Annotated in this window: 23 protein-coding genes; all 23 read left to right on the top strand. The window is 35.4% G+C overall.

The genetic code is table 11. The annotated features are described in order from the left end of the window. The first annotated feature begins 3 nt into the window (after nt 1-3). The 23 genes from fusA to secY all read left to right on the top strand — a co-directional run bounded on the left by fusA (nt 4) and on the right by secY (nt 12,955). Entirely contained in the window at nt 4-2,160 is a 2,157-nt protein-coding gene (gene fusA, locus CLU83_RS20505) for an elongation factor G (protein ID WP_100433321.1), read from the top strand. Nucleotides 2,161-2,170: 10 nt separating this feature from the next. Next, nucleotides 2,171-2,476, top strand: coding sequence for a 30S ribosomal protein S10 (rpsJ, locus tag CLU83_RS20510; RefSeq protein ID WP_007803605.1), 306 nt, complete (start codon nt 2,171-2,173; stop codon nt 2,474-2,476). Between the two features lie 154 nt (nt 2,477-2,630). After that, nucleotides 2,631-3,248 (top strand): 50S ribosomal protein L3, encoded by a 618-nt coding sequence (gene rplC / locus CLU83_RS20515; RefSeq protein ID WP_100433322.1) that lies wholly within the window; start codon nt 2,631-2,633, stop codon nt 3,246-3,248. Further along, nucleotides 3,248-3,877, top strand: coding sequence for a 50S ribosomal protein L4 (gene rplD / locus CLU83_RS20520; protein ID WP_100433323.1), 630 nt, complete (start codon nt 3,248-3,250; stop codon nt 3,875-3,877). The genes rplC and rplD overlap by 1 nt, the downstream gene beginning before the upstream one ends. A 7-nt stretch (nt 3,878-3,884) precedes the next feature. Then, entirely contained in the window at nt 3,885-4,175 is a 291-nt protein-coding gene (gene rplW, locus CLU83_RS20525; protein WP_077377770.1) for a 50S ribosomal protein L23, read from the top strand. Nucleotides 4,176-4,181: 6 nt separating this feature from the next. Then, entirely contained in the window at nt 4,182-5,006 is an 825-nt protein-coding gene (rplB, locus tag CLU83_RS20530) for a 50S ribosomal protein L2 (protein ID WP_100433324.1), read from the top strand. A 6-nt stretch (nt 5,007-5,012) separates the two neighbouring features. Then, nucleotides 5,013-5,291 (top strand): 30S ribosomal protein S19, encoded by a 279-nt coding sequence (rpsS, locus tag CLU83_RS20535; RefSeq protein ID WP_024981511.1) that lies wholly within the window; start codon nt 5,013-5,015, stop codon nt 5,289-5,291. A gap of 6 nt (nt 5,292-5,297) precedes the next feature. Continuing rightward, on the top strand, nt 5,298-5,711 hold the full coding sequence (gene rplV / locus CLU83_RS20540; protein WP_007803631.1) for a 50S ribosomal protein L22: 414 nt from the start codon (nt 5,298-5,300) through the stop codon (nt 5,709-5,711). Nucleotides 5,712-5,716: 5 nt separating this feature from the next. After that, nucleotides 5,717-6,469 (top strand): 30S ribosomal protein S3, encoded by a 753-nt coding sequence (rpsC, locus tag CLU83_RS20545; protein WP_100433325.1) that lies wholly within the window; start codon nt 5,717-5,719, stop codon nt 6,467-6,469. A 19-nt stretch (nt 6,470-6,488) separates the two neighbouring features. After that, a complete protein-coding gene (gene rplP / locus CLU83_RS20550) occupies nt 6,489-6,914 on the top strand; it encodes a 50S ribosomal protein L16 (RefSeq protein WP_100433326.1) in 426 nt (141 codons plus the stop codon). A gap of 13 nt (nt 6,915-6,927) precedes the next feature. Further along, the gene (gene rpmC / locus CLU83_RS20555; protein WP_026707011.1) at nt 6,928-7,119 is read left to right on the top strand and encodes a 50S ribosomal protein L29; all 192 of its coding nucleotides are present in this window, start codon (nt 6,928-6,930) and stop codon (nt 7,117-7,119) included. A 17-nt stretch (nt 7,120-7,136) separates the two neighbouring features. Continuing rightward, entirely contained in the window at nt 7,137-7,397 is a 261-nt protein-coding gene (gene rpsQ / locus CLU83_RS20560; RefSeq protein WP_026707010.1) for a 30S ribosomal protein S17, read from the top strand. 2 nt (nt 7,398-7,399) lie between these two features. Continuing rightward, a complete protein-coding gene (gene rplN / locus CLU83_RS20565; protein ID WP_007803649.1) occupies nt 7,400-7,768 on the top strand; it encodes a 50S ribosomal protein L14 in 369 nt (122 codons plus the stop codon). Nucleotides 7,769-7,780: 12 nt separating this feature from the next. Continuing rightward, on the top strand, nt 7,781-8,095 hold the full coding sequence (gene rplX / locus CLU83_RS20570) for a 50S ribosomal protein L24 (protein ID WP_035668111.1): 315 nt from the start codon (nt 7,781-7,783) through the stop codon (nt 8,093-8,095). Between the two features lie 2 nt (nt 8,096-8,097). Then, nucleotides 8,098-8,649, top strand: a complete 552-nt coding sequence (gene rplE, locus CLU83_RS20575; RefSeq protein ID WP_100433327.1) for a 50S ribosomal protein L5 — start codon at nt 8,098-8,100, stop codon at nt 8,647-8,649. Between the two features lie 3 nt (nt 8,650-8,652). Then, on the top strand, nt 8,653-8,922 hold the full coding sequence (rpsN, locus tag CLU83_RS20580) for a 30S ribosomal protein S14 (protein ID WP_026707007.1): 270 nt from the start codon (nt 8,653-8,655) through the stop codon (nt 8,920-8,922). Between the two features lie 160 nt (nt 8,923-9,082). Continuing rightward, nucleotides 9,083-9,481: a 30S ribosomal protein S8 gene (gene rpsH, locus CLU83_RS20585; protein ID WP_100433328.1), complete on the top strand. Its 399-nt coding sequence runs from the start codon at nt 9,083-9,085 to the stop codon at nt 9,479-9,481. A gap of 18 nt (nt 9,482-9,499) precedes the next feature. Then, nucleotides 9,500-10,042 (top strand): 50S ribosomal protein L6, encoded by a 543-nt coding sequence (rplF, locus tag CLU83_RS20590; RefSeq protein WP_100433329.1) that lies wholly within the window; start codon nt 9,500-9,502, stop codon nt 10,040-10,042. Nucleotides 10,043-10,053: 11 nt separating this feature from the next. Continuing rightward, the gene (gene rplR, locus CLU83_RS20595) at nt 10,054-10,404 is read left to right on the top strand and encodes a 50S ribosomal protein L18 (protein WP_100433330.1); all 351 of its coding nucleotides are present in this window, start codon (nt 10,054-10,056) and stop codon (nt 10,402-10,404) included. Between the two features lie 6 nt (nt 10,405-10,410). Beyond that, nucleotides 10,411-10,935: a 30S ribosomal protein S5 gene (gene rpsE, locus CLU83_RS20600; protein WP_100433331.1), complete on the top strand. Its 525-nt coding sequence runs from the start codon at nt 10,411-10,413 to the stop codon at nt 10,933-10,935. Between the two features lie 12 nt (nt 10,936-10,947). Next, nucleotides 10,948-11,130 carry a 50S ribosomal protein L30 gene (gene rpmD / locus CLU83_RS20605; protein WP_026706255.1) on the top strand — a complete coding sequence of 61 codons (183 nt, stop codon included), beginning with the start codon at nt 10,948-10,950 and terminating at the stop codon, nt 11,128-11,130. An 11-nt stretch (nt 11,131-11,141) separates the two neighbouring features. Next, nucleotides 11,142-11,594: a 50S ribosomal protein L15 gene (gene rplO, locus CLU83_RS20610; RefSeq protein WP_100433332.1), complete on the top strand. Its 453-nt coding sequence runs from the start codon at nt 11,142-11,144 to the stop codon at nt 11,592-11,594. A gap of 14 nt (nt 11,595-11,608) precedes the next feature. After that, entirely contained in the window at nt 11,609-12,955 is a 1,347-nt protein-coding gene (gene secY / locus CLU83_RS20615) for a preprotein translocase subunit SecY (RefSeq protein ID WP_100433333.1), read from the top strand. The last annotated feature ends 3 nt before the right edge of the window (nt 12,956-12,958 follow it).

Here is a 12,958-nt window from a genome sequence, read left to right on the forward strand (position 1 = left end):
GAAATGGCTAGAGAACTTAAATATACAAGAAACATAGGAATTGCTGCTCACATTGATGCTGGTAAAACAACAACAACAGAGCGCATATTATTCTATACTGGAAAATCACATAAAATTGGTGAAGTACACGATGGTGCTGCAACAATGGACTGGATGGCACAAGAGCAAGAAAGAGGTATTACAATTACTTCTGCCGCTACAACTTGTGAATGGAATTTTCCAACTACTCAAGGTAAAATTTTACCTGAAACATTACCTTATCACTTTAATATTATTGATACCCCGGGACACGTTGACTTTACAGTTGAAGTAAACCGTTCTTTGCGTGTACTTGATGGTTTGGTTTTCTTATTTAGTGCTGTTGATGGTGTTGAGCCTCAATCGGAAACTAACTGGAGATTAGCAGATCAATACAGAGTACCGCGTATTGGATTTGTTAATAAAATGGATAGACAAGGATCTAACTTTTTGATGGTTTGTCAACAAGTGAGAGATATGTTGAAATCAAATGCTGTTGCAATCACTTTGCCGATTGGTGAAGAAAATGATTTCAAAGGTGTTGTGGATTTAGTAAGAAACCAAGCTATTGTTTGGGATGATGCTGGTATGGGAGCTACTTATGAAGTTGTGCCTATTCCGGAAGATATGCTTGAAGAAGTGAAAGAATACAGATCGATTCTTATTGAGGCAGTTGCTGATTATGATGAGAATTTGCTTGAGAAATTCATGGAAGACGAAAGCTCTATTACAGAGGAAGAAATCAACATAGCATTAAGAGCTGCTGTAATGGATATGGCTATTATTCCTATGATTGCCGGTTCTTCTTTCAAAAATAAAGGAGTTCAATTCATGTTAGATGCAGTATGTAAATATTTGCCATCTCCAATGGATAAAGAAGGTATCGAAGGGATTCATCCTGATGATGCTGAATTATTAGAAGAAGATCAAACTAAAATATTGCGTAAGCCAGATGTTAAAGAGCCATTCGCTGCTTTAGCTTTTAAAATTGCAACTGACCCATTCGTAGGTCGTTTGGCTTTCTTCCGTGCTTATTCAGGACGTTTAGATGCAGGTTCTTATGTTTTGAACACTCGTTCAGGAAACAAAGAAAGAATTTCTCGTATCTATCAAATGCATGCTAACAAACAAAATCCAATCGAATATATTGAGGCTGGAGATATTGGAGCTGCTGTTGGATTTAAAGATATCAAAACTGGAGATACATTGTGTGATGAAAAACACCCAATCATTCTTGAGTCAATGAAATTTCCTGCACCTGTAATTGGTATTGCTATTGAGCCTAAAACTAAAGCTGACGTTGATAAGATGGGTATGGCTTTGGCTAAATTAGCTGAAGAGGATCCAACTTTTACAGTTAGAACAGATGAGGCTTCGGGACAAACTATTATCTCTGGTATGGGTGAGCTTCACTTAGATATCTTGGTTGATAGAATGAAACGTGAATTCAAAGTTGAAGTGAATCAAGGTGAGCCTCAAGTTGAATACAAAGAGGCATTTACTAAAAAAGCACAACACAGAGAAACTTACAAAAAACAATCAGGTGGTCGTGGTAAATTCGGTGATATCGTATTTATTCTTGAGCCAGCAGATGAAGTTGACGGTAAAGCTCCAGTTGGATTGCAGTTTGTTAACTCTGTAAAAGGGGGTAACGTACCAAAAGAATATATTCCTTCTGTAGAAAAAGGTTTCCGTGAAGCTATGAAAACTGGTCCTTTAGCAGGATATCAAGTAGATAGTTTGAAGGTTACTTTATTGGACGGATCTTTCCACCCTGTGGATTCTGATGCGCTTTCTTTTGAGTTAGCGGCAAGAATGGGTTATAGAGAAGTGGCTAAAGCTGCTGGAGCTATAATTCTTGAGCCAATCATGAAAATGGAGGTTATTACACCAGAAGAAAACATGGGAGATATCGTAGGTGATATTAACCGTCGTAGAGGTCAAGTAAATGACATGGGAGATAGAAATGGTGCTAAAACTATTAAAGCTGATGTGCCATTATCTGAAATGTTTGGATATGTAACAACTTTAAGAACTTTGTCTTCAGGTCGCGCAACATCTACAATGGAATTTTCGCACTATGCAGAAACGCCTTCTAATATTTCGGAAGCAGTAATCAAAAAAGCAAAAGGAAACGCTTAATTTTAAGAAAATGAGTCAAAAAATCAGAATAAAACTAAAATCTTACGATCACATGTTGGTGGATAAGTCTGCTGAAAAGATTGTAAAAACAGTAAAAACTACTGGTGCTGTTGTGACTGGTCCTATTCCATTACCAACACACAAAAAACTTTTTACGGTATTGCGTTCTCCGCACGTAAACAAAAAAGCAAGAGAACAATTTGAAGTAATGTCATATAAGAGATTAATTGATATTTATTCATCTTCTTCTAAAACTATTGATGCTTTAATGAAACTTGAATTGCCAAGTGGAGTTGAAGTTGAAATCAAAGTATAAGTACTTTAAGAGTAAAAAGGAACGCCGTTTTTAGGTAAAAAATATTTTTTTGGTTTGTGTGTAAATAAGTTATACATTTGCACCCACTAAAAAAATAGGATTTGCTTAAAAGCAGCGTTCTATATTTATATTTAATAATTAATAATTAATATTTATGTCTGGGTTAATTGGTAGAAAAATCGGCATGACTAGTATTTTCGACGAAAACGGGAAGAATATTCCTTGTACAGTAATCGAAGCTGGACCATGCGTTGTTACCCAAGTCAGAACCAAAGGTGTTGACGGGTACGAAGCGTTGCAACTTGGTTTCGATGACAAAAACGAGAAACATTCCACAAAAGCGGCTGTAGGTCACTTTAAGAAAGCTGGAACTGTTGCTAAGAAAAAAGTCGTTGAATTTCAAGATTTTGCAACTGAACAAAAATTAGGAGATCTTATTGATGTTTCTATTTTTGCTGAAGGAGAATTTGTAGATGTACAAGGTGTATCTAAAGGTAAAGGTTTTCAAGGGGTTGTTAAACGTCACGGATTTGGTGGTGTTGGACAAGCAACTCACGGTCAACACAACCGTTTAAGAGCGCCAGGTTCTGTAGGAGCTTCTTCTTATCCATCTAGAGTATTCAAAGGAATGCGTATGGCTGGAAGAATGGGAGGAGATAATGTAAAAGTTCAAAACCTTAGAGTTTTAAAAGTAGTTTCTGAAAAGAACTTACTTGTTGTTAAAGGATGTATTCCTGGTTGCAAAAACTCTTATGTAATCATTCAGAAGTAATGGAAGCAAAAGTATTAGATTTCAACGGAAAAGATACTGGAAGAAAAGTTCAACTTTCTGATTCAGTATTCGGTATAGAGCCAAATAATCACGCAGTATATCTTGATGTTAAGCAATATCTTGCTAATCAACGTCAAGGAACGCACAAGGCTAAAGAGAGAGCTGAAGTAGCGGGAAGTACTCGTAAGATAAAAAAACAAAAAGGAACTGGTACTGCTCGTGCGGGTAGTGCAAAGAATCCATTGTTTAAAGGTGGTGGAACGGTTTTTGGACCAAGACCAAGAAGTTATTCATTCAAATTGAATAAAAGCTTGAAACGTTTGGCTAGAAAATCTGCTTTCTCAATTAAAGCAAAAGAATCGAATATTATCGTTCTTGAAGACTTCAGTTTTGAAACACCAAACACTAAAAATTTCATTAATGTTTTGAAAGCTTTAGAGTTAGAAAATAAAAAATCGCTGTTTGTGTTGGGTGATACCAATAAAAATGTATATTTGTCGTCACGAAATTTAAAAGCGTCTAACGTTGTAAGTAGTTATGAATTAAGTACTTACGCTATTTTAAATGCTAATAATTTAGTGCTTTTAGAGAGTTCTTTGGAAGTAATTGAAGAAAATTTAAGTAAATAAATAGGATATGAGCATCATAATTAAACCTATAGTAACGGAAAAAGTAACCAAAGAAAGTGAAGTTTTAAACCGCTTCGGATTTGTTGTTGACAGAAAAGCAAACAAAGTACAAATTAAGAAAGCTGTTGAGGCTGCTTATGGAGTAAATGTTTTGAGTGTTAATACAATGAATGTGAGACCGGACAGAACTACAAAATACACTAAAAGTGGTTTAATCAGTGGAAAGACTAACGCTATTAAAAAAGCGATTGTTCAAGTACAAGAAGGAGAAACAATTGATTTTTACAACAATATCTAAGATAAAATGTCAGTAAGAAAATTAAAACCTATTACCCCAGGTCAGCGATTTAGAGTTGTGAATGGTTATGACGCCATTACAACTGATAAGCCGGAACGCTCTTTGATAGCGCCGATAAAAAACTCTGGAGGTAGAAATAGTCAAGGAAAGATGACCATGCGTTATACGGGTGGTGGTCACAAGCAGAGATATCGTATTATTGATTTCAAACGTACAAAAGAAGCAATTCCAGCTACAGTGAAATCTATTGAATACGATCCAAATCGTACTGCGTTTATCGCTTTATTGGCTTATGCCGATGGTGAGAAAACATACATTATTGCTCAAAACGGATTGAAAGTTGGACAGAAAGTAGTTTCAGGACCAGAAGCTCAACCTGAGATTGGTAATACATTGCCTTTAAGCAGAATTCCTTTAGGAACTGTTATTTCTTGTATCGAATTGAGACCAGGTCAAGGAGCTGTAATTGCTCGTTCTGCTGGAACATTTGCTCAATTAATGGCAAGAGATGGGAAATATGCAACAATTAAAATGCCTTCAGGAGAAACAAGATTAATCTTGTTGACTTGTTCAGCTACAATTGGAGCAGTTTCTAATTCAGACCACCAATTAGTTGTATCTGGTAAAGCAGGTAGAACAAGATGGTTAGGAAGAAGACCTAGAACAAGACCTGTTGCAATGAACCCTGTTGATCACCCAATGGGTGGTGGTGAAGGTCGTTCTTCTGGTGGGCATCCACGCTCTAGAAACGGTATACCTGCTAAAGGTTATAGAACACGTTCTAAGAAAAACCCGAGTAACAAGTACATTGTAGAACGTAGAAAGAAATAATAAGATATGGCACGTTCATTAAAAAAAGGACCTTTCGTTCATTATAAGTTAGAAAAGAAAGTTGAAGAAAACATTGCCGGTGGTAATAAAGGAGTGGTTAAGACTTGGTCTAGAGCTTCTATGATTACTCCAGACTTTGTTGGACAAACTATCGCAGTTCATAACGGTCGTCAATTTGTACCAGTTTACGTTACAGAAAACATGGTAGGTCACAAATTAGGAGAATTTTCACCAACTAGATCTTTTAGAGGTCATGCTGGAGCAAAAAATAAAGGTAAAAAATAAGAAGCAATGGGAGTTCGTAAAAGAGAAACAGCAGATGCGAGAAAAGAGGCTAATAAGTCTATAGCTTTCGCAAAATTGAATAACTGCCCTACTTCACCTAGAAAAATGCGCTTAGTAGCGGACTTGGTAAGAGGTCAGAAGGTAGAGAGAGCACTTAACATATTAAGATTCAGTTCGAAAGAAGCTTCAAGAAAATTAGAAAAACTATTATTATCTGCAATCAATAACTGGGAGCAAAAAAATAGTGAAGGTAATCTTGAAGAAGCTGGATTATTTGTTAAAGAAATCCGTGTTGATGGTGGAATGATGTTGAAAAGACTTCGTCCAGCGCCACAAGGTAGAGCACACAGAATAAGAAAACGTTCAAATCACGTTACAATCGTGTTAGGAGCTATCAATAACACACAAAGCAATTCTTAAGCAGCATGGGACAAAAGACAAATCCAATTGGAAATAGACTTGGTATCATCAGAGGATGGGACTCAAACTGGTATGGTGGAAATGATTACGGTGATAAATTAGCCGAAGATCAAAAAATCAGAAAGTATATCCACGCTCGTTTATCAAAAGCTAGTGTATCAAAAGTAATCATCGAGAGAACTTTAAAACTTGTAACCGTTACTATCACTACTGCAAGACCTGGTATTATTATTGGGAAAGGCGGACAAGAGGTAGACAAGTTGAAAGAAGAACTTAAGAAAATTACTGACAAAGAGGTTCAAATCAACATCTTTGAAATTAAAAGACCTGAACTTGACGCGTATCTAGTTGCTACAAGCATCTGTCGTCAAATCGAAAGCCGTATTTCTTACAGACGTGCAATCAAAATGGCTATTGCTGCTTCTATGCGTATGAACGCTGAAGGTATCAAAGTTTTGATTTCTGGTCGTTTGAATGGTGCTGAGATGGCTCGTTCAGAAGGTTTCAAAGAAGGTAGAATTCCTCTATCAACTTTCAGAGCTGATATTGATTATGCTTTGGCTGAAGCTCATACTACTTATGGTAGAATGGGAATCAAAGTGTGGATCATGAAAGGTGAAGTTTATGGAAAGAGAGATCTTTCTCCGCTTGCAGGTATGGATAAAAAGCAACCTGGTGGTGGTAAAGGCGGAGATGCTCCTCGTGGCAAATCTAACTTTAATAAAGGTGGAAAACCAGACGCTCGTAAAAGAAAGTAAATTTTTAAACTAAAGAAAAATGTTACAGCCTAAAAGAACAAAATACCGTAAGGTACAAAAAGGTAAAATGAAAGGGAATTCTCAAAGAGGACATGAACTTTCTAATGGAATGTTTGGAATTAAATCTGTACATGAAGATGGAATGTTCTTAACCTCTCGTCAAATCGAGGCTGCGCGTATCGCTGCAACTCGTTTTATGAAAAGAGAAGGACAATTATGGATTAAAATATTTCCAGACAAACCTATCACAAAGAAACCTCTTGAGGTACGTATGGGTAAAGGTAAAGGTGCCGTTGAATATTGGGCTGCCGTTGTTAAACCCGGAAGAATTATGTTTGAAGTTGGAGGAGTTCCTTTGTCAGTTGCTAAAGAGGCATTACGTCTTGCAGCTCAAAAGCTTCCAGTAAAAACTAAATTCGTTATTGCTAGAGATTTCGAAGCATAATCTATATTATATTATGAAACAATCAGAAATAAAAGATCTTTCTGCAGCGGAGTTGCAAGAAAAACTTAGCCAGACTAAGAAGGCATATGCCGACCTAAAAATGGCTCACGCTATTTCTCCAATTGAGAATCCACTTCAAATTAGAGGTGTAAGAAGAACAGTTGCAAGATTAGCTACAGAACTTACTAAAAGAGAGTTACAATAATTGTATTCTGCTGAAAGATGGAAGAAAAAAGAAATTTAAGAAAAGAAAGAGTTGGGGTTGTTACTTCAAACAAAATGGATAAATCCATTGTGGTTGCTCAGGTAACTAAAGTAAAACACCCATTATACGGTAAGTTCGTGTTGAAAACAAAGAAATTTGTTGCACATGACGAAACAAACGACTGTAACATTGGAGATACTGTAAGAATTAGCGAAACGCGTCCTTTAAGTAAATCAAAATGTTGGAGATTAGTTGAAATCCTAGAAAGAGCTAAATAATTATGGTACAACAAGAATCAAGACTAAAAGTAGCAGATAACACAGGAGCTAAAGAAGTTTTAACTATCCGTGTTTTAGGAGGTACCAAAAGAAGGTATGCCTCTGTTGGAGACAAGATTGTAGTATCTATTAAAGATGCAACACCTAACGGAAACGTTAAAAAAGGTGCTGTTTCAACTGCAGTTGTTGTACGTACCAAAAAAGAAGTGAGAAGAGCTGATGGTTCTTATATCCGTTTCGATGATAATGCATGTGTTCTTTTGAATGCTGCAGGAGAAATGAGAGGAACTCGTGTTTTTGGTCCGGTAGCAAGAGAACTTCGTGAAAAACAATTCATGAAAATTGTATCATTAGCACCAGAAGTGCTTTAATTCGTTTTTAAGATGATAAAGCTAAAAATAAAATCAGGAGACATCGTAAGAGTAATTGCTGGAGACCATAAAGGTGCTGAAGGTAAAGTTTTGCGTGTATACCGTGAGAAAAACAAAGCAATTGTTGAAGGTGTAAACATGGTTTCTAAACATACGAAACCTAGTGCAAAAAGCCCTCAAGGTGGTATTGTAAAAAAAGAAGCTTCTATTCAAATTTCTAATATTTCACTTATTGATCCTAAAACTAAGGAAACAACAAGGGTAGGTATTAGAGTTGAAGGAGATAAGAAAGTAAGATTTTCAAAAAAATCTAATCAAGTACTATAGTAATGGCATATATACCTAGACTAAAAGAAGAATATAAGAGTAGAGTTATCTCTGCTCTTAAAGAAGAATTCGGTTACACAAACGTAATGCAAGTTCCAAAATTGGAAAAAATCGTTTTGAGTAAAGGAGTTGGTGCAGCAGTATCTGATAAAAAATTAATTGACTATGCAGTTGATGAGTTAACAAAGATTACTGGACAGAAAGCAATATCTACAATTTCAAAGAAAGACGTTGCGTCTTTCAAATTGAGAAAAGGAATGCCTATTGGAGCAAAAGTTACTTTGCGAGGTGAAAGAATGTATGAGTTTTTAGATAGACTTATTACTTCTGCGTTACCACGTGTTAGAGATTTCAGTGGTATTAAAGCAACTGGTTTTGACGGTAGAGGAAATTATAATTTAGGTGTTTTAGAGCAAATCATTTTCCCTGAAATTGATATTGACAAAGTAAATAAAATATCTGGAATGGACATTTCTTTTGTAACTACTGCAAAAACAGATAAAGAAGCAAAGTCATTGTTGGCTGAATTAGGTTTACCTTTTAAAAAGAATTAAGATATGGCTAAAGAATCAATGAAAGCCCGTGAGGTTAAGAGAGAAAAAACGGTGGCTAAGTATGCTGAGAAAAGAAAAGCTTTATTAGAAGCTGGAGATTTCGTAGGTTTGCAAAAATTACCGAAAAATGCTTCTCCAGTTCGTTTGCACAACCGTTGCAAATTAACAGGAAGACCAAGAGGGTATATGCGTCAATTCGGAATTTCACGTGTAACTTTCCGTGAAATGGCTAATAATGGACTAATTCCAGGTGTTAAAAAAGCAAGCTGGTAATAAATATTATTTGCGATTTTGATATTTCAACAGATAGTTGTAAGTTTGCCGGATTTTTGTCGGTAAATTGACAACTATCTGTTGATTAATTAATAAGTTTAATGGTTTCAGGTTCTTCCGGAAAGTCCGGTAAGAAAACCAAGACCACAATTTTATACATATGTATACAGATCCAATTGCAGATTATTTGACGAGAGTTAGAAACGCTGTGGCTGCAAACCACAAAGTTGTCGAAATTCCAGCATCTAATCTAAAAAAAGAAATAACAAAGATCTTATTTGATCAAGGTTATATCTTAAGTTACAAGTTTGAAGACAACTCTGTTCAGGGTTCAATCAAAATTGCTTTGAAGTATGATAAAGATACTAAAGAGCCTGTAATCAAAGATATCCAAAGAATTAGTAAACCAGGTTTACGTAAGTACGCAGGTGCTTCTAAAATCCCAAGAATCCTTAACGGATTAGGAATTGCTATTGTTTCAACTTCAAAAGGGTTGATGACAGGTAAACAAGCCAAGCAATTAAATGTAGGTGGAGAAGTAATTTGTTACGTATACTAATTTTAAAGACTATATAAGATGTCAAGAATAGGTAAAAGCCCAGTAACAATACCAGCTGGTGTAACTATTACAGTTGCAGACGGTATTATTACTGTAAAAGGAAAAAACGGTCAACTAACTCAGGAGTTTTCGGACGTAACTGTAACGGTTGAAGGAGATCAAGTTCAAGTAGAAAGATCTTCTGATCATAAAGACCAAAGAGCAAAACACGGTTTGTACAGATCTTTAATTAATAACATGGTTATTGGTGTAACTGAAGGTTTTACAAAATCTTTAGAATTGGTTGGAGTTGGTTATAGAGCTTCAAATCAAGGGCAAAAATTAGATTTAGCACTAGGGTTTTCTCATAATATTATATTAGAAATAGCTCCTGAGGTAACTCTTGAAACTATTTCTGAAAAAGGTAAAAACCCGATTGTGAAATTAACATCATTGGATAAACAACTTTTAGGTCAGGTTGCGGCAAAAATCAGAGGTTTCCGTAAACCAGAGCCGTACAAAGGAAAAGGTGTTAAATTTGTAGGTGAAGTATTAAGAAGAAAAGCAGGTAAATCAGCTTAAAAAATAAGATTATGTCATTAACAAAACCTGAAAGAAGACAACGTATTAGATTCAGAATTAGAAAAACGATTAGTGGTGTTGCTACTAAACCGAGACTATCTGTTTTTAGAAGTAACAAAGAAATTTATGCTCAATTAATTGATGATGTAAATGGAGTTACTATATTAGCTGCTTCTTCAAGAGAAAAAGAAATTGGAAACGGTACGAATGTTGAAGTTGCTACTGCAGTTGGAAAACTTATTGCGGAGAAAGCTTTAAAAGCGGGTATAAATGATGTTACTTTCGATAGAGGAGGTTATTTATACCACGGTCGTATTAAATCATTAGCGGAAGGCGCGAGAGCGGCTGGACTTAAATTCTAAGATAGTATGTCTAATAAATACAAGAATATAGAGTTAGTAAAACCAAGTGGTCTTGAATTAAAAGATCGTTTGGTGAGTGTAAATCGTGTTACTAAGGTTACAAAAGGAGGTAGAGCTTTTGGTTTTTCTGCTATTGTAGTTGTAGGTGATGAAAATGGAGTTGTTGGTCATGGATTAGGAAAATCTAAAGACGTTTCTGAAGCAATTGCGAAAGCAGTTGAAGATGCTAAGAAAAATCTTGTGAAGATTCCTTTGAATGGACAATCAGTTCCTCACGAACAAAAAGGTAAATTTGGTGGTGCACGTGTATTTTTAATTCCTGCCTCTCATGGTACAGGAGTTATTGCTGGTGGAGCTGTTCGTTCAGTTCTTGAATCAGTGGGAATTCATGATGTATTATCTAAATCACAAGGATCTTCAAATCCTCACAACGTAGTGAAAGCAACTTTTGATGCTTTATTACAAATGAGAAGCGCTTATACTGTTGCAAAACAAAGAGGTGTTTCTTTAGAAAAAGTTTTTAAAGGTTAATTCAAGGAAATTATGGCTAAATTATTAGTAAAACAAGTTCGAAGCAAAATCAACTGTCCTCTTACTCAAAAAAGAGGTTTGGAAGCTTTAGGCCTACGTAAAATGGGACAAGTTGTAGAGCATGATTCAAATCCTGCTATCCTTGGGATGATAAATAAAGTTAAACACTTAGTTTCTGTTGAAGAAGCTAAATAACAAATACTGTTATGAATTTAAGTAACTTACAACCTGCTGAGGGTTCTACACACAATCAAAACAAAAGATTAGGTAGAGGTGAAGGTTCTGGTAAAGGTGGTACCTCTGCAAGAGGACACAAAGGAGCAAAATCTCGTTCTGGTTATTCTAAAAAGATTGGTTTTGAAGGTGGTCAAATGCCACTTCAAAGACGTGTGCCTAAGTTTGGTTTCACTAACATCAATCGTAAAGAATACGAAGGTGTTAATCTTGATACTCTTCAATTATTGGTTGATAATGGAGTAATTACAGATACTGTTGATATGACAGTTTATGTGGCTAATCGTCTTGCTACTAAAAATGAAATCGTTAAGATTTTAGGTAGAGGAGAATTGAAAGCAAAATTAAAAGTAACTGCTCACAAATTTACTGCCACTGCAAAAGCTGCTATTGAAGCTGCTGGAGGAGAGGCTGTAATCATGTAATTCCTAGAATTAAGATGAAGAAATTTATTGAATCAATAAGTAATGTTTGGAAAATAGAGGAACTAAAGAATAGAATTTTAATTACTTTAGGTCTGCTTTTAGTTTATCGTTTTGGTGCCCATGTTACGTTACCAGGAATTGACGCAACTCAATTGACTGGATTAGCTGGACAAACCAAAAACGGATTAGGATCTATTCTGGACATGTTTACCGGAGGTGCATTTTCTAAAGCTTCAGTTTTTGCTTTAGGGATTATGCCTTATATTTCTGCATCTATTGTTGTGCAACTTATGGGAATTGCTATTCCTTATTTGCAGAAACTACAAAGTGATGGAGAGAGTGGTAGAAAAAAAATCAATCAAATTACCCGTTGGTTAACTATTGTTATCACTTTGGTACAAGGACCAACTTATATCTACAATCTTTACAGAACTTTACCTAGTTCAGCTTTCATTTTGGGATTTAATTCTTTTGAATTTTTATTTTCTTCAGTTGTTATCTTAGTTACTGGTACAATTTTTGCCATGTGGTTAGGAGAAAAAATTACTGATAAAGGTATCGGAAACGGTATTTCCCTTTTGATAATGGTTGGTATTTTGGCTAGGTTACCGCAAGCTTTTATTCAAGAATTTACGACAAGAGTTACTAATAATAATGGAGGGCCAATGTTATTGGTTGTCGAAATCATTATTTGGTTACTTGTTATTATTTCTTGTGTGTTACTTGTGATGGCAGTTAGAAAAATTCCAGTACAGTACGCTCGCCGTACAACATCTGGTGATTTCGAACAAGATATGATGGGTGGTAACAGACAATGGATTCCATTAAAGCTTAATGCATCTGGTGTAATGCCAATTATATTTGCACAAGCAATTATGTTTATTCCTGCTGCTGTTGCTGGTTTGTCTAAATCAGATGCTTCTCAATCTATTGTTGGCGCTTTTAGTAATATGTTTGGATTTTGGTATAATTTCTTATTTGCAACATTAATTGTTGTATTTACTTTCTTTTATACTGCAATTACAGTTCCTACTAATAAGATGTCTGATGATTTAAAGAGAAGTGGAGGTTTTATACCAGGTGTTAGACCAGGTGTTGAGACTTCAGATTATCTTGATAAAGTGATGTCTTTAATAACTTTTCCAGGATCTTTATTTCTTGCTTTAATAGCTGTGTTCCCAGCCATTGTTGTAAGTCTTATGGATGTTCAACAATCTTGGGCTATGTTTTTTGGAGGGACTTCATTGATAATTATGGTTGGAGTTGCAATAGATACTATTCAACAAATCAATTCATACTTGTTGAATAAGCATTATGATGGTTTGATGAAAAGTGGTAAAAATAGAAAAGCGGTAGCTTAACTT

The sequence above is a fragment of the Flavobacterium sp. 1 genome (genome assembly GCF_002797935.1).
In the GTDB taxonomy this organism is placed as follows: Bacteria; Bacteroidota; Bacteroidia; order Flavobacteriales; family Flavobacteriaceae; genus Flavobacterium.